A 15,895-nucleotide genomic window follows, 5' to 3' on the forward strand; every position below is an offset into this window, starting at 1 on the left:
GTGGCTCAAATGAATATGTTACACGCCATCAATGAGGCGTTATCAATAGCCATGACTGCCGACGAGCGCATGGTGATTTTTGGTGAAGACGTTGGCCACTTCGGTGGAGTTTTTCGCGCGACTTCTGGTTTACAAGAGCAGTTTGGTCGCGACCGTTGTTTTAACACGCCGCTAACTGAACAAGGTATTGCTGGTTTTGCTAATGGTCTAGCATCTTATGGCATGACTGCTGTTGCAGAAATTCAGTTTGCTGATTATATTTTTCCGGCATTCGATCAAATCGTTAATGAATCAGCAAAATTTAGATACCGCAGTGGTAATCAATTTGATGTGGGTGGGTTAACCTTCCGCACACCATACGGTGGTGGTATTGCCGGTGGACATTACCATTCTCAATCACCTGAAGCCTATTTTACCCAAACACCTGGTTTAAAAGTGGTTATTCCGCGTAATCCAGAACAAGCTAAAGGGTTGTTGCTGGCGTCTATTCGCGATCCAAACCCGGTGATTTTCTTTGAACCTAAGCGTTTGTACCGCGCATCTGTTGGCGAAGTACCTGCCGGTGACTACGTAATAGAGTTAGGCAAAGCACAAGTGGTTAAGCAGGGCAGCGATATTACTGTACTGGCTTGGGGCGCACAGATGGAAATCGTCGAAAAAGCCTGCGAACGTGCCGAGAAAGAAGGTATTTCATGCGAAATTATCGACTTACGCACAATCGCGCCATGGGATGTTGAAACTATCGCAAAATCAGTGACCAAAACGGGTCGTTTACTGATTAACCATGAAGCGCCATTAACCGGAGGTTTTGCTGGTGAAATCGCGGCAACGATTCAGCAAGAATGTTTCTTATCGCTTGAATCACCGATCAGTCGTGTGTGCGGCTTAGATACGCCTTATCCATTAGTGCATGAAAAAGAATACATGCCAGATGAATTAAAGACCTTCGAAGCCATCAAGGCCACTGTGTCGTTTTAGGAGTAAGATATGATTAAAGATTTTATTTTACCCGACATCGGCGAAGGTGTGGTGGAATGTGAATTAGTTGATTGGTTAGTTAGCGAAGGTGACATTGTCACTGAAGATCAACCGATTGCTGATGTAATGACAGACAAAGCCTTAGTGCAAATTCCGGCGCCGCATGCTGGAAAAATTACCAAGCTTTACTACGCCAAAGGTGAAATCGCCATTGTTCATCAACCATTGTACGCAGTTGAAATGGATGGTGATGACAACGATAGCGTCATTGAAGCCCCTGTTGCTGCCATGACACCGGTTAACGATTCAGCTAACAGTAATGCTGTTACGGCCACAACCAGCAGTCAGTCAAACATTGAAGAGTTCTTATTGCCTGATATCGGTGAAGGGATTGTTGAATGTGAATTGGTTGATTGGTTAGTCGAAGAAGGCGATATCGTCGTTGAAGATCAACCCATCGCTGATGTGATGACCGATAAAGCGTTAGTGCAAATCCCAGCCATGAAAGCCGGTAAAATTGTAAAACTGCATTATCGTAAAGGTCAGCTTGCTAAAGTGCACTCACCTTTATTCGCCATTGAAGTGGAAGCTGAAGTTAATGCTCCGTCAGCTCCTGTTGAAGTCGTTGAACAAGCACAAGCAGCTGCGCCACAAGTTAATCTTGAACCTGTTGCACAAGGTAAAGCCTTAGCTAGCCCAGCCGTTCGCCGAATGGCGCGAGTACTGGACATTAATATCGCTATGGTTGTGGGCACAGGCAAAAATGGCCGAGTTTACAAAGAAGATATTGAACGTCATCAGCAAGGTGGTAATGCCACTAAAGCTGCAACAAGCACAACGCCAGTGTCATCAACGAGTCAAGTGAGTGCTCAAGCTGTCAGTTCTGTGAATAGCGGTGCAGTGGCGAATGTAACGGCAAGTGACCGAGTTGAACCCATAAAGGGCGTCAAAGCCATTATGGCGAAAATGATGGTTGAGTCAGTATCGACTATCCCTCATTTTACTTACTGTGAAGAGTTTGACCTTACCGAACTCGTTGCCTTACGTGAAAGCATGAAGCAACGTTATTCAACTGACGAAGTGAAGCTCACCATGATGCCATTCTTTATGAAGGCCATGTCATTAGCGATCACTGAATTTCCGATATTGAATAGCCAAGTTAATGCAGATTGCACCGAACTCACTTACAAGCCTCGTCATAACATTGGTATGGCTGTTGATTCAAAAGTGGGCTTATTAGTGCCCAATATCAAAGATGTGCAAAGTAAGTCTATTTTAGATATTGCCGCCGACATAACTCGCTTAACCACCGCCGCACGCAGTGGCCGCGTGTCGCCAGCAGATTTAAAAGACGGAACTATCTCAATCTCCAATATTGGTGCATTGGGCGGCACTGTGGCAACACCGATTATTAACAAACCTGAAGTGGCCATTGTTGCGTTAGGCAAGTTACAAATATTGCCGCGCTTTAATGCTAAAGGCGAAGTTGAAGCACGTAAGATTATGCAAGTAAGCTGGTCTGGCGATCATCGCGTCATTGACGGTGGCACCATTGCACGCTTCTGTAATCTATGGAAACACTACCTAGAGCAACCGCAAGAAATGCTATTAGCTATGCGTTAACAGTGTTTAATCTATCTTATCCAAAAGGACGCTAAAGCGTCCTTTTGTTTTTAGCCTCTTTTTCGTATAATACTCGGATATTGTCACTAGATTGGAATATGTATGAGTCTGTCGGCACCTAAAATTGAAATGATTGAATATCCGTTTCCGCCAAAACCTGCCGTGTTGTCTGACGTTGATAAAGCACAATATAAAGCACGTATTAAACAGTTATTGATTGATCAAAACGCGGTACTTGTTGCCCATTATTATACTGATCCTGAAATCCAAGCGTTAGCTGAAGAGACGGGCGGTTGCGTGTCTGATTCTCTGGAAATGGCACGCTTTGGTCGCGATCACCCCGCAAAGACATTAATTGTTGCTGGGGTTAAGTTTATGGGCGAAACCGCTAAAATATTAAGCCCAGAAAAAACCATTTTAATGCCAACCCTAGAAGCAACCTGCTCATTAGATTTAGGTTGTCCAATTGAGCAGTTCAATGAATTTTGCGATGCGCATCCAGATCATACTGTCGTGGTATATGCCAATACCTCAGCAGCAGTAAAAGCCCGCGCAGATTGGGTTGTCACCTCCAGTATTGCGTTAGAAATTGTTGAGCATCTCGATAGCCAGGATAAAAAAATTATCTGGGCACCCGATCGCCACTTAGGTTCGTACATCAACACACAAACTGGCGCTGACATGTTGTTATGGCAGGGCGAATGTATTGTGCATGATGAGTTTCAAGCCAAAGCATTGCGCGAGCTAAAAAAGCAGCATCCTACCGCAGCTATTTTGGTTCACCCTGAATCACCTGCGAGTGTGGTAGAACTTGCTGACGCTGTCGGTTCTACCAGTCAGTTGATTAAAGCCGCGCAAACCATGCCTAACGATACCTTTATCGTTGCAACAGATCGCGGTATTTTTTATAAAATGCAACAAGCGGCTCCAGGTAAAACCTTGCTCGAAGCCCCAACTGGCGGCAATGGTGCAACCTGTAAAAGTTGTGCCCATTGCCCGTGGATGGCCATGAACGGTTTGCAAGCTATCGAAGCTTCATTAGTCGATAGCGATAAAACTAATCATGAAATATTTGTGGATGAAGAACTGCGTATCAAAGCACTCATCCCACTCACACGCATGCTTGATTTTGCTAAAGAATTGAACATGAAAGTGAAGGGCAACGCCTAAATCTTGGGTTTAGTGATCATAAAAACATAAAGCCGACATCTCGTCGGCTTTTTATTGGGTCTTTTACGCTAATGTACGCTAGCCATAAATATTAATATAATGCCAAGCGAGCCATTATAGGATAAGCAAAAAAACCAAGTGGTGTAGACTTGGTTTTTTGTTAATTAACAAATTGGTTTGTTGTATTTCGTTTTGTTTAAATCTTAAATTGGCCTACTAAGGAATTCAGTTGTTTAGATAAATCAGCCAGATCTTCACTTGCACTTGCTGTTTGCATTGACCCTTCGGTTGTTTTGGTAACAATATCGTTGATATTGGTAATGTTTTTATTTATTTCATTTGATACTGCACATTGTTCGTTTGCTGCGCTGGCGATTTGAATATTCATTTCTGTAATGGTGTTTACCGCTGCAAAAATGTCATCGAGTGCATGGTCTGCATTTATTGCCTGAGTAACGCATGAGTCTGTAACTTTACCGCTATCTTTCATTACTTGAACAGCTTTAGCCGCGCCACTTTGCAATTGTTCAATCATTGCTTGTATATCTTGCGTAGAAGCTTGTGTGCGACTGGCTAAGGTACGAACCTCGTCGGCAACAACTGCAAATCCTCGACCTTGCTCTCCTGCTCGGGCTGCTTCGATAGCCGCATTCAGCGCTAATAAATTTGTTTGGTCTGAAATATTTCGAATAACTTCTAGAACACTATCAATGGCTGTCGTTTGATTTTGTAAATCGGACACTGCATGTGTTGCAATATTGATTTCAGAAGCCAATTGATTGATTTCCGATGAAACCTTGCTAACTACCTGCTTACCAGCTTGAGTAGCCTCATTTGCTTTTTGAGCCGCATCAGCAGCTTCTGTTGCATTTTGTGCAACATCTTGAACTGTCGCGCTCATTTCATTCATTGCTGTAGCAACCTGCTCAGTTTCTTGCTGCTGTTTTACTGCATCAGCTTGAGTTTCGAGTGTGATGCCAGATAAACGCTCGGCAGAGTGATTTAGTTGCTGTGTAGCGGACATAACTTGATTAATTGTATTATGTACCTTTGTTGCAAATTGATTGAATGCTTTGGATAATGCGGTAATTTCATCATTTCCGCTTACTGATAAACGGAGCGTTAAATCACCATCGCCATCGGCAATGTTGTTCATTGTATGGGTTGTCATATTTATTGGGGTGGTGATACTTCTGCTAATAACCCAAGCAATAGCGATACCTAATAACAAGGCGATGACACCAACACTAATCATAGTAAAGGTCACATCATTGATAGCATTTACATTGTGTGTGCGATCCAACGCTATTTCTAGGACACCTATTGGCTGTCCAGAGAAATCTTTTACTTGATGTAAATAAACAGCATAGGAAGTGTCGTGTAATGTAGATTGGTTGTTAAGTATTACTCCATTGAATGCTTGTGCTAGACGAGTATTATCAGAAAAACTATGAGATTCAGTCGTCGCTCCAAATGCTTCAAATTGTCCGTTTTTTTGAGTGTAAAGCGCAATATCGACCTTATAATCATTCTTAAATTGGTCAAAAAATGCCTGGCCAAAAGACATACCAAACTCTACAGAACCAATATGTGCATTCTGATAATTGACAGGCATAATTCCACGAATTCCGATGCCTGCAACGCCTTTCTCTAATCCTCTTACTGGTTTTTGGTCTCTATTGGTAACGATAACGGTTTGTCTAAATGATGATAAATCGTCTCCAAACTTTTCAGGCTTATGTACTCTTAAAAATGAGGTAGCAGGTGGCAAGTGAAACTGGAATTGACGAACGGCATAATCTTCTTTCAAGGTTTCAAATAATGGTAGTGTTTTTAATGCTAACGTCTCTCGGTCGCCTTCGGCAAACAACTTTTGTAAGTCAGAATTACGAGCAACGACAGTTGCCAACGCTTGGGCTAATTTCCCTGTTGACTCAATTTCAGCGGTAGCAGTTTCATAGAGTTTATGTAACTCGCGCTGCTCAGCACTATCAATATTGGTTGTGAATTCTGATAATACGAAGGGGATAACAGTACCCATGACCAAGATCAATATGACCGTAATACCTAAGATTATACGGTTGCCGATATTGAGATTAAATGTATTGACCATGTACTGTTCCTTTTAACGATTTGAAATATAGGCTAGCATTAATTAATATTCTTATAGAACGCAATACTATCTATAGATTATAAAAAAAACCGTGTTCAATGGCTCAGATGCCATTTGTGGTTAAAAAACAAGCTGCCTTTGTTAATGATTTATGAATTTCTTCACAGTAATTGTATTTCAGTGCGCCAAGCAGACATATCGAAAGCAGATGAGACCTTCGCCGGTGAAAAGCTAATTATAAAAGCCCTCATCATTCTCACCTCCATGCCAAATTATGCCAAAGAATTGAATATGAAAGTGCTACGCTTAAGCTTTTACATATGATTAAAAGCCGACTTAATGTCGTTTTTTGTTTTTTTTATTAACATTTAGTTGGAGCGATAAGGGGCAATCACTTTACATCTTGACGCTGGCGTGGGCGGAGGCGTGGGCGAAGGCCGCATAGATCAAAAGAAAGTTAATAAACAGAAATCAACACAGCATCGAAACAATAAGAGAAGGGGATGTTGCTTACCTAGCAGTCAAAACAAAAAGCCCCGCATAAATGCGAGGCTCTTAAGCTAACTATATGTCTATAAAGTATTAAATAAAACTTTATAGATTATTTAGCGTTCATTAACGCAACAGCGTTGTCTAACATGCGGTTACTGAAACCCCATTCGTTATCATACCAAGACATCACTTTCACTAAACGACCATTAACACGAGTTTGTGTTGCGTCGAAATTAGAAGAGAAAGGATTATGGTTAAAGTCGATAGACACCAATGGCTCTTCATTAATCGCTAATACTTCAGACATTGGAGACTGTAGTGAAGCACGAGTAATGATGGCATTAACTTCTTCAACAGTAGTGTCGCGAGAGGCTAAGAAAGTTAAGTCAACTAAAGACACGTTAATTGTTGGTACACGTACCGCTAAACCGTCAAATTTGCCTTGAAGCTCAGGAACCACTAAACCTACTGCAGCAGCTGCACCGGTTTGGGTTGGGATCATAGACATTGCCGCAGCACGAGCACGACGTAAATCTGTGTGATACACATCAGATAAACGTTGATCGTTAGTGTAAGAGTGGATTGTGGTCATTAAACCAGACTCAATACCAAGCTCATCATTTAACGGCTTAGCAATAGGCGCTAAACAGTTAGTTGTACAAGAAGCATTTGAAACTACTGTCATATCAGCAGTTAACACTTCGTTGTTTACACCGTAAACAACAGTGGCATCAACATTCTTACCTGGTGCAGAAATAAGTACTTTCTTTGCGCCAGCGATAAGGTGCGGTTGCACAGATTCTTTAGAAGTGAAAATACCAGTACATTCGAAAACGATATCAATTTTCAGCTCAGCCCAAGGTAACTTTGATGGGTCACGTTCTTGGAAAGTTAAGATCTTGTCGCCATTAACATAGATAGCTTCATCGTCGTGATCAACTTTTGCGTTGAAGCGACCATGTACAGTATCGTACTTAGTTAAGTGAGCATTAATAGATGCATCACCTAAATCGTTTAATGCAACGATTTCGATTGGATAATTTTTTTCGCTTTCGTACAGTGCACGTAAAACATTTCTACCGATACGGCCATAGCCGTTAATTGCTACACGGATAGTCATCTCATATCCCTCAAGTTAAAATAATTAGGTGGCATGTAAATCGCCTGGTTGTAAAATTACCAAATTGGCCGTAATAATCAAGTTAAATCACCTAAATATGCTTAATTAAGCCAATAATTTTGTATTTTTTTTACATTAAGCACATTATGAATATAAATTAAGCACAGTTTTGTAAGTTGAACACTACCGTGCGTTATATAATATTGGTCTATTAGCGGGCTGATTAATGCCTATTTTAGTAACATTTCACTGCGACTCTGTGCAAATTGCTTACTCATTACCGCTGAGATTAATTCAAGTGCTTGTTTATCGAGTTCAGTCGCTAATGTTTTATTACCATTAATGATAGCCAATAACTTTTCTTCATCAGCATGATTGTCACTCATTAACAAATTTGCTCGAGTTAACAGGTATTCTTTTTCAGCATTTTGTTGTTGTCGATATATCGATGCTAACGCTAAAAACCAATCAGGATCGATTTTGGCGGGTTCAGTTGTGGCTAACAAATGCAAATAAAGTGTTTTAGCGTCGTTAGGTGAAACTCGCACATAATAAGCAGCAAGCTGGGTAATGATGTCATTGTCAGTGAGGACACCTTGCTTATAGGTGTCTTCTACAATAGCGAACGAGTCTTGATCGTTGAAACGCATCCAGCGATAAAAGGCTAAATGTACCTCATTATTAGTGCGAGTAAACTCTTGAAGTTCAGACAGTGTTTGAGTACTTACCGCAAATGCTCGCTCGCGATCACGCGTACGGTCGGTATTCAACTTATGTTGAACCCCTGCGGCTAATTCGATGCATTTACTGTAATTTTCTAGATATACCAACTGTTGATAAAGTTGCTTGCCTGTGGGCGACGAGCTCTGTTTTAACGCGTATCGATGACGGATCAAGTCGCCTTTTTCAAATCGGCACCAACTATCTTTGTGTAAATCGCTACAAAGTTCGGGATTATTTTTACAAATGAGGTCGCTATTACGGTCATTATCGCAGCCAAAAAGGCCAAATAATGCCCCAATAACTGTAAATGATGTAATTAATACAAAATTATTGCTCAAAATGCTCTCCGAGAGGTAAATTGTCTAATAAAATTACACATTTACCGAAAATTTGTTACTAGCGAAATAGCCTGTATTTCATTACAATGTCGGCGACCAACAGGGGCCACCCCCATACAATATACTAAATTATTGGTCTTTTCTTTTTGTTACTCAAACCTTTCTGAAAAAACGAGAAAAGTGAGATAAAGGATCCCTACATGAGCGCAGATAAACATTTACAGAGCTGGCAAGAACGTTTCGAAATGGCAGAAGCAATGCAACCGTTGCTTGGCAAGTTGTATCGTAACCAAGGCATTGAAGTAATGGTATATGGTAAACCATTACTAAATGCATCAACCATCGAAATCATTAAGTCACACCGTTTAGTACGTCGTCATGTCGGTGAAAAATTACGTCTTCGTGAAAGTTTCCCATTTGTTGTAGCACTTAGCAAATTAGCGATTAAACATTGCAGAGTGGATATTGGTAAATTAGCGATTAATTACTGGCGTAATAACAAGGATGCAAGCGGCATTGAAGCTTATATGACACAGGAATTGTCAGAAGCGGTTAATCACGGTGATGATACCCCGGCTCGCGATGTTGTACTTTATGGTTTTGGTCGTATCGGCCGTTTACTCGCTCGTTTATTAATAGAACGTACCGGTAAAAGCAACAAATTGCGTTTGCGTGCCATTGTATTACGCGGTGGTAAGAAGGGCGATTTAGAGAAACGTGCTAGCTTGTTGCGTCGTGACTCGGTACACGGACCATTTAATGGCTCTGTTGAGGTCGATGAAGAAAACAACGCAATCATTGCTAATGGCACTTATATTCAGATTATTTACGCTAACTCTCCTGATCAAGTTGATTACACTCAGTATGATATTAAAGATGCGTTAATTGTCGATAATACTGGTATTTGGAAAGATGAAGAGGGTTTAGGTTTACACCTTAAAAGCCCTGGAGCTTCAAAAGTATTGTTAACGGCACCAGCTAAAGGCGCCATTAAAAATATCGTCTACGGTGTTAATGAAAACGATATTCTTGATGAAGACACTATAGTATCGGCGGCAAGCTGCACCACAAACGCCATTACACCAGTGTTAAAAGCGGTTAACGACAAATACGTTATTGAGAATGGCCACGTAGAAACCATTCACTCGTATACGAATGATCAAAATCTAATCGATAACTATCACAGTGCCGACCGTCGTGGTCGCAGTGCACCGTTAAACATGGTGATTACTGAAACGGGTGCCGCTAAAGCTGTTGCTAAAGCATTACCTGTTTTAGCGGGTAAGCTAACCGGTAACGCTATCCGTGTGCCAACTCCTAACGTATCAATGGCGATTATTAGTGTTAATTTACAACATGAAACTAATCGCGATGAACTGAATGAATACTTAAAAGATGTCGCATTACAGTCTGGATTACAAAATCAAATCGATTTTACCGAATCGACCGAAATTGTATCTAGCGACTTAGTTGGTTCACGTTATGCAGGAGTTGTTGATTCGCAAGCAACGATTGCAGAAGGCAAACGGGCCATTTTATATGTATGGTATGACAACGAATTTGGCTATAGCTGCCAGGTTGTTGGCGTTATGCAAAAAATGCTTGGTTTAACCACATTATCGTTACCAAAAAGCTGATGTGTTATAAAAGCTAATCATACATGGTGGTGAATACTCTAAAGCTGAACAAGCTTAATTTCGCTGTTTATTGAGTACTTACCGTCATGTTAATGATAAAGCATCTCCTTAGAGGTGCTTTTTTATGCGCGTTGTAATTTATTTAATCATAATGATGATTTATGCATCAAACAGTCATTATGTTGCAATAAATGTGTTTTTATTGATTGACTATCGGGGCTAAAACGGTAGAATGCCATTCCGCAGTCAGGGGAAACTTCTTCTACTGTTAAATTTGAAAGGCGATATCGTTCTGACAAATTTAGTAACGATTATAAAGCGGTACAAATGCGACATTAGCTCAGTTGGTAGAGCGATACCTTGCCAAGGTATAGGTCATCGGTTCGAACCCGATATGTCGCTCCAATTTCTTATCTTATCCGATGGATTAGAATTTGGTTAAAGCATGGCGCGATGGCAGAATGGCTATGCTACGGATTGCAAATCCGTCGATCTCGGTTCGACTCCGGGTCGCGCCTCCACGAAATTGAGTTTGATGGTTACTTCTAGTAACGGTTAAAACAACACTTTGCCCGAGTGGTGGAATCGGTAGACACAAGGGATTTAAAATCCCTCGCTGAATAAGCGTGCCGGTTCAAGTCCGGCCTCGGGTACCATCATTTACATACGTAAGTATGGTGTAAAAAAGCCTCAACACTAGTTGGGGCTTTTTTACATCTGAAATTTGTGAATTAGATTGAAAGATTAAAATCCCTCGCACTCTGGTTGAACATCAGGCGTGCCATTCTTTGCTAATAAGAGTAGTCCGGCCTCGGGTACCATTATTTATAGTAAGAAATTACATACGTAACTCTTTGTAATGAAGAATGGTGTAAAAAATCCTCAACATTAGTTGGGGCTTTTTTACGCCTGAAATTTGTGAATTAAATCGAAAGAATAAAATCCCTCGGACTCTTATTGAACATCAGGCTTGCCTCGCTTTATTAATAGCAATCCTCAGAAAATTGAGATGAATATTAATTTTATTGGATGTATGAGGAAATACGATAGAAGTGGGTGTTGATAATAAGATTTTTGGATAGCAGGTTACACTTTGGGATAAAATGTTAGCTTGAAGCTAGGCTTGTTTAGAATGAAACATAACGTGAGAGAATTAATAATTTATGACTCATCACGTTATGAATATAGAAGGGGACTTATTGAGATTGCTCTTCTACTTGAATTTGGCCTACATATAAAACTGGGGCTGCATCAATTTCATTGGCATCCATCATGGTAGCTATTCGTTCAACGGCAGACAATAATTGACTTTGTTCCCACTCTTCAAGATTTTGATAACGCATAATAAAATGTTCTTGCAGTGGTTTAGGTGCGCTATTTAATAATGTTTTACCAGCGTCACTTAATGACAGGTGAACTTTACGTTTGTCGGTTTCACTGCGCTTTCTAATCACCATGCCACGATTTTCTAATCGATCAATAATGGTCGTCACTGTCGCTGCACTCAAATTAATTTCTTGAGCTATTTGTTTAGCTAGTGGAGCGTCAAGTTGATCAATTTTCTGTATGACCATTAATTGTGGTCCAGTTAGACCCGATAGTTTATTTAATTGACGTGAGTGTATATCAATAGCTCTGATCACCCGGCGCAATGAAATTAATAGTTGTTCGTATTTTTCCATAATCCCCTCATAATTCACCATGCACCTTAGCAGAATTCGGCTTATTACTCATGTCCAATATCAAAAAAAGCAGAATAATGTCAAAGACATTATTCTGCTTAGCTAATTTATTAGCAATTTTTGACTTATAGACTGAAAGTACGTGATACCGATAATACTGCACGGGTATCGCTAGTCTCAGTGTCCATACTGGTATCTTCAACGGCAATGTTGAAGTCAAAACCTTCCCAGCTTGTCATGTATTCTGCGCGATAATGGTTGTAAGACTTATCGCTGTCCCATGCCCACTTGTCTTCGTCTAGTGAGGTTGAACGGTCAAAGCTAACACGGATGTCATGACCTTCTGCGACAGTAAAGGTATGAGCAGCCATCATGATGTAATGATCGGCATCAACACCAAAGTAATCCCATGAATACCAAAAGTTCAATTCACTCTGACCAAGCGATGAAGCATAGCCAAACTTGGTGTAAAGCTCTGGGTAGTAATACTCATCAGAGGCATCATCACCATGGTAAGTGTAATATGCAATACCTGCATCTACAGACACTCTGTCTGTTAGTTCAAAATATTTACCTGCGTAAAAATCAAGTTCTAACCAAGTGTCATCACCGCTTCCAAAATCAACATTAGATGCCCAAGCACCCACATACCAACCGTCATCGGCAGCGTAGTCTAGGCTAGCCTGTAATGCAGGGTCATTATCTGTTTGGCTAACACCATTAAAGGTATAGTCAGAGGTTGCATTAACAGTTGTGCTTAACTCACCAGCCATTACTGAAGTCGGTAAAGCAAATAAGCTTAGTAGGGCTAACTTTTTCATTGTTGTGTTCATCATTTTTCCTTGGATCATTATTATTGTTTAGTCTGCTAATTCGATTTTAGTGAAATCGATTTCATTTTCTTTTGGAGAGAGTTCAATAGATCTCACTTTACGGTAATGCGATTTTAAAATGTATGCGAAACAACTTAATATCAAGGCAATAGCCAGTGCACCGACCCATTGAATTTGTAAAAAGTCTAGTTTGAATAACAATGTTAAGCCACTCAGTACCACAACATTACCGACGATATAAGGTACTTTACCAAAACGTTCAACCGTAAGGTTTAAGTTATCTGTATATAAACGGACCAGTGAATCGAGTGAGTTAATAACAAACGTTACCCCTACAATCACCATTGCTAGATTATAAAAACCAGATGTATCAATACCATTTGCACTGTAGTAGTACAGAACCGTGAACCAAATCGCGATTGGAATTGAAGGGAATACCATCATGGCTAGTAATACTTGATAGGTTTTCATTCCGCCAACAAAACGTGCGGTAAATTGACCAATCATAATGCTCCATGCAAACCACCAGAATAGGTAAAATTCGTGGTAATCGTTTATTGGAAGCACAAAGTTATGGATGTTGCCAAAGTAGTCACCGATTAACGCAAATGTAGTAAAGAACTCACCCACACTTGAATCGTCTGATAAAAATGCACCAGACCACATAACAGCGATTAAACCAAAGAACAACCAGGTACTGCCTAAACTCAGGTAACGAACATAGCGAATACTGGTACTTGAATACACTGCGGCGGCAATAACCATAAATACGATTAAGTAGAAGCTGCTGACAACGGTTTCACCATCACCTAATTGCGGTAAATACCACGGTAAGTTAGTTAATAATAAATAAGCAGTAAAGGCACAGGTACCAATAATGACCACGTTATTAATAAACTTTATCAATGGAATTTCAAAGTACTTAACTCTTGGTTCAATCACACAGAAGTAGAAGCACGTTAAAAAGTAAAAAGCCCAAATTAAGCAGGCCCAAAAACCAAACTCTATGGCTAACGGATTACTAAATCCATATTCTGGACTGGTTGCCAAATCTGCATAACCAGCAAATTCCGTTAACGGAAACATGATTAAGCCAACATCAAGCCCTGAAGTGAACAAAATGGCAATAAAGGTAAATTTACGCACCGGTGTGACACCAATGCACTGCATGTTACCCCAACGATAAATAACAAATGCGATAGCGGCAAAAGTGAATAAAATGCCTATTGATAACCAAGTCGTCATTATTTAACTCCTGGGTGAATAGTGTGTGCGAACATAATGTTGGCTCCTTGTTGTATGTTTTTTATGCCATAGAACAATTTTTAAAGGCAAAATGCCCTCAAGCCTTAAGTATCGTGTTTACGATAGTTAAACCCTGATAGATTGAACTTGGCTAAATTGGCCATTTACAAAAACGTAGGTTGGCCATCAACCTGTTGCTGATGTGCATAAATGAATACACATCAACGAATGGGTGTTAATCAATTTGTCGTTTAGGCGCTTGTAATCGTTGTGATGTTTGCCATTGCTTAGCAATAGTCACTTTTGCCAAACTTGGAGCAAGAGGTTTGTTGCCTAAAATAATATCGGCAGCGCGCTCGGCGACCATAATCGTCGGGGAGTTCAAATTGCCATTTGGAATGGTCGGAAAAATTGACGAATCAACTACTCGTAAACCATTAATACCATGTACTTTTGTTTCAGAGTCGACAACCGCCATCTCATCTTCACCCATTTTGCATGAGCAAGAAGGGTGGTAAGCGCTTTCTACTGAACTTCTAACAAAACGGTCTATTTCTTCATCGGTCTGTATTGCTAAGCCTGGTTGAATTTCTTCACCACGATATTCATCTAAACCCGGTTGATTAATAATTTCACGGGTTAAACGAACACACGCTCTAAAGCCTTCAATATCATCTTGATGCGATAAATAATTGAACTGAATTTGTGGGGCAACCTTGGCATCATTTGATACAACCGTTACCGCGCCACGGCTTTTAGGTTTATTGTGGCCAATATGAACTTGGAAACCATGGCCAGCAAACGCTTCTTTTCCGTCGTAACGCATTGCAGCAGGTAAGAAGTGGTACTGTAAATCAGGCCACTCTAAGCCCGCTTTTGAGCGGATAAAACCACACGATTCAAAATGGTTAGTTGCACCCAAACCTGACTTATTTAAAATCCAGCGAGCACCAATAAACAATTTGTTTAACGGATCAATTTTGCCATTAAGTGATATCGGCTTTAAGCACTTAAATTGGAAGTAAAACTCTAAGTGGTCTTGCAGATTCTGACCAACACCAGGTAATTGATGTACTTGCTCAATTCCAGCGTTAGCTAATGTGCTTGAATCACCAATACCCGACAGTTGTAAAATATGCGGTGAACCAATTGAACCTGCAGATAAAATCACTTCTTTATTGCAGTTAACATCAATTAACTCGCCTTTACGTTCGTAACGAACGCCGACAGCCGTTTTACCTTGCATAATCACTTTATGCACAAGCGCATGAGTAACCACGGTTAAATTAGGGCGTTTCATTGCAGGGCGAAGGTACGCATTTGCCGTAGACCAACGTACGCCGTTTTTTACGGTCATGTGCATTGGGCCAAAGCCTTCTTGCTGACTGGCATTGTAATCATCAGTGGCTAGGTAGCCGGCATCGACACCTGCATCAACAAAAGCTTGATATAACGGGTTTTTCATTTCATTACCGTTATTAACCGCTAATGGACCTTTATCACCGCGATAAACATTACCGCCAAAAGACCATGTTTCAGCTTTTTTAAAGTAAGGCAGACAGTGAGCGTAATCCCAGTCTTTTGCACCTTCTTGCTGCCACTCGTCAAAATCACGTGCATGACCACGTACGTAGACCATGCCATTGATTGATGATGAACCGCCTAACACTTTGCCACGCGGGCAATGCATACGGCGATTGTCCAAATGTGGTTCGGCTTCGGTTTCAAACTGCCATGCATACTTTTTAGTATTCATGGGAATTGAAAGGGCGGTTGGCATTTGGATAAAAATGCTCTTGTCGCTGCCACCGGTTTCAAGTATCAGGACTTTATTGTCTGGATTTTCCGTTAAGCGGTTGGCTAATACACAACCTGCGCTACCGGCACCAACAATAATATAATCGTATTCATGAGACATTTGCGTAGACATTAATTGGGTCA

At 40.7% G+C, this 15,895-nt stretch carries 11 protein-coding genes and 3 tRNA genes; 7 read left to right on the forward strand and 7 right to left on the reverse strand.

The genetic code is table 11. The annotated features are described in order from the left end of the window. The 3 genes from EGC86_RS09745 (at position 1) to nadA (ending at position 3,771) form a co-directional block, all read left to right on the forward strand. Entirely contained in the window at positions 1-978 is a 978-nt protein-coding gene (locus EGC86_RS09745) for an alpha-ketoacid dehydrogenase subunit beta (protein WP_011637397.1), read from the forward strand. 9 nt (positions 979-987) lie between these two features. After that, complete coding sequence (locus tag EGC86_RS09750) at positions 988-2,601, forward strand: dihydrolipoyllysine-residue acetyltransferase (RefSeq protein ID WP_123777399.1); 1,614 nt, start codon at positions 988-990, stop codon at positions 2,599-2,601. A gap of 102 nt (positions 2,602-2,703) precedes the next feature. Then, positions 2,704-3,771, forward strand: coding sequence for a quinolinate synthase NadA (gene nadA / locus EGC86_RS09755; protein ID WP_123777400.1), 1,068 nt, complete (start codon positions 2,704-2,706; stop codon positions 3,769-3,771). A 196-nt stretch (positions 3,772-3,967) separates the two neighbouring features. On the opposite strand, the gene EGC86_RS09760 is transcribed toward nadA, so the two are convergent. The 3 genes from EGC86_RS09760 to EGC86_RS09770 all read right to left on the reverse strand — a co-directional run bounded on the left by EGC86_RS09760 (position 3,968) and on the right by EGC86_RS09770 (position 8,557). Next, positions 3,968-5,884: a methyl-accepting chemotaxis protein gene (locus EGC86_RS09760; RefSeq protein WP_123777401.1), complete on the reverse strand. Its 1,917-nt coding sequence runs from the start codon at positions 5,882-5,884 to the stop codon at positions 3,968-3,970. Positions 5,885-6,485: 601 nt separating this feature from the next. Beyond that, a complete protein-coding gene (gap, locus tag EGC86_RS09765; RefSeq protein ID WP_011637401.1) occupies positions 6,486-7,496 on the reverse strand; it encodes a type I glyceraldehyde-3-phosphate dehydrogenase in 1,011 nt (336 codons plus the stop codon). Between the two features lie 230 nt (positions 7,497-7,726). Further along, on the reverse strand, positions 7,727-8,557 hold the full coding sequence (locus EGC86_RS09770; protein WP_123777402.1) for a DUF2989 domain-containing protein: 831 nt from the start codon (positions 8,555-8,557) through the stop codon (positions 7,727-7,729). Between the two features lie 200 nt (positions 8,558-8,757). Here EGC86_RS09770 and EGC86_RS09775 point away from each other — a divergent pair, with 200 nt between their 5' ends. The 4 genes from EGC86_RS09775 (at position 8,758) to EGC86_RS09790 (ending at position 10,850) form a co-directional block, all read left to right on the forward strand. Beyond that, positions 8,758-10,194: a glyceraldehyde-3-phosphate dehydrogenase gene (locus EGC86_RS09775; protein ID WP_011637403.1), complete on the forward strand. Its 1,437-nt coding sequence runs from the start codon at positions 8,758-8,760 to the stop codon at positions 10,192-10,194. 329 nt (positions 10,195-10,523) lie between these two features. Continuing rightward, positions 10,524-10,599: transfer RNA gene (locus tag EGC86_RS09780), tRNA-Gly, on the forward strand. 42 nt (positions 10,600-10,641) lie between these two features. Then, positions 10,642-10,715 (forward strand) — tRNA-Cys (locus EGC86_RS09785). A gap of 49 nt (positions 10,716-10,764) precedes the next feature. Beyond that, positions 10,765-10,850, forward strand: a tRNA-Leu gene (locus tag EGC86_RS09790). A 540-nt stretch (positions 10,851-11,390) separates the two neighbouring features. Here EGC86_RS09790 and EGC86_RS09795 read toward each other — a convergent pair. The 4 genes from EGC86_RS09795 to betA all read right to left on the reverse strand — a co-directional run bounded on the left by EGC86_RS09795 (position 11,391) and on the right by betA (position 15,872). After that, positions 11,391-11,876 carry a MarR family winged helix-turn-helix transcriptional regulator gene (locus EGC86_RS09795; RefSeq protein ID WP_123777403.1) on the reverse strand — a complete coding sequence of 162 codons (486 nt, stop codon included), beginning with the start codon at positions 11,874-11,876 and terminating at the stop codon, positions 11,391-11,393. A 125-nt stretch (positions 11,877-12,001) separates the two neighbouring features. Beyond that, entirely contained in the window at positions 12,002-12,709 is a 708-nt protein-coding gene (locus EGC86_RS09800; RefSeq protein WP_123777404.1) for a TorF family putative porin, read from the reverse strand. Positions 12,710-12,736: 27 nt separating this feature from the next. Next, positions 12,737-13,954, reverse strand: coding sequence for a BCCT family transporter (locus EGC86_RS09805; protein WP_059744951.1), 1,218 nt, complete (start codon positions 13,952-13,954; stop codon positions 12,737-12,739). Between the two features lie 235 nt (positions 13,955-14,189). After that, positions 14,190-15,872 (reverse strand): choline dehydrogenase, encoded by a 1,683-nt coding sequence (betA, locus tag EGC86_RS09810; RefSeq protein ID WP_123777915.1) that lies wholly within the window; start codon positions 15,870-15,872, stop codon positions 14,190-14,192. Between the last annotated feature and the right edge of the window lie 23 nt (positions 15,873-15,895).

The sequence above is a fragment of the Shewanella frigidimarina genome (assembly GCF_003797125.1).
GTDB lineage: Bacteria > Pseudomonadota > Gammaproteobacteria > Enterobacterales > Shewanellaceae > Shewanella > Shewanella frigidimarina.

Bases quoted from the DNA above. Each gene is read 5' to 3' on its own strand.
- EGC86_RS09750 (WP_123777399.1), top strand. From the start codon at position 988: ATGATTAAAGATTTTATTTTACCCGACATCGGCGAAGGTGTGGTGGAA.
- nadA (WP_123777400.1), top strand. From the start codon at position 2,704: ATGAGTCTGTCGGCACCTAAAATTGAAATGATTGAATATCCGTTTCCG.
- EGC86_RS09760 (WP_123777401.1), bottom strand. From the start codon at position 5,884: ATGGTCAATACATTTAATCTCAATATCGGCAACCGTATAATCTTAGGT.
- gap (WP_011637401.1), bottom strand. From the start codon at position 7,496: ATGACTATCCGTGTAGCAATTAACGGCTATGGCCGTATCGGTAGAAAT.
- EGC86_RS09775 (WP_011637403.1), top strand. From the start codon at position 8,758: ATGAGCGCAGATAAACATTTACAGAGCTGGCAAGAACGTTTCGAAATG.
- EGC86_RS09795 (WP_123777403.1), bottom strand. From the start codon at position 11,876: ATGGAAAAATACGAACAACTATTAATTTCATTGCGCCGGGTGATCAGA.
- EGC86_RS09800 (WP_123777404.1), bottom strand. From the start codon at position 12,709: ATGAACACAACAATGAAAAAGTTAGCCCTACTAAGCTTATTTGCTTTA.
- EGC86_RS09805 (WP_059744951.1), bottom strand. From the start codon at position 13,954: ATGACGACTTGGTTATCAATAGGCATTTTATTCACTTTTGCCGCTATC.
- betA (WP_123777915.1), bottom strand. From the start codon at position 15,872: ATGTCTCATGAATACGATTATATTATTGTTGGTGCCGGTAGCGCAGGT.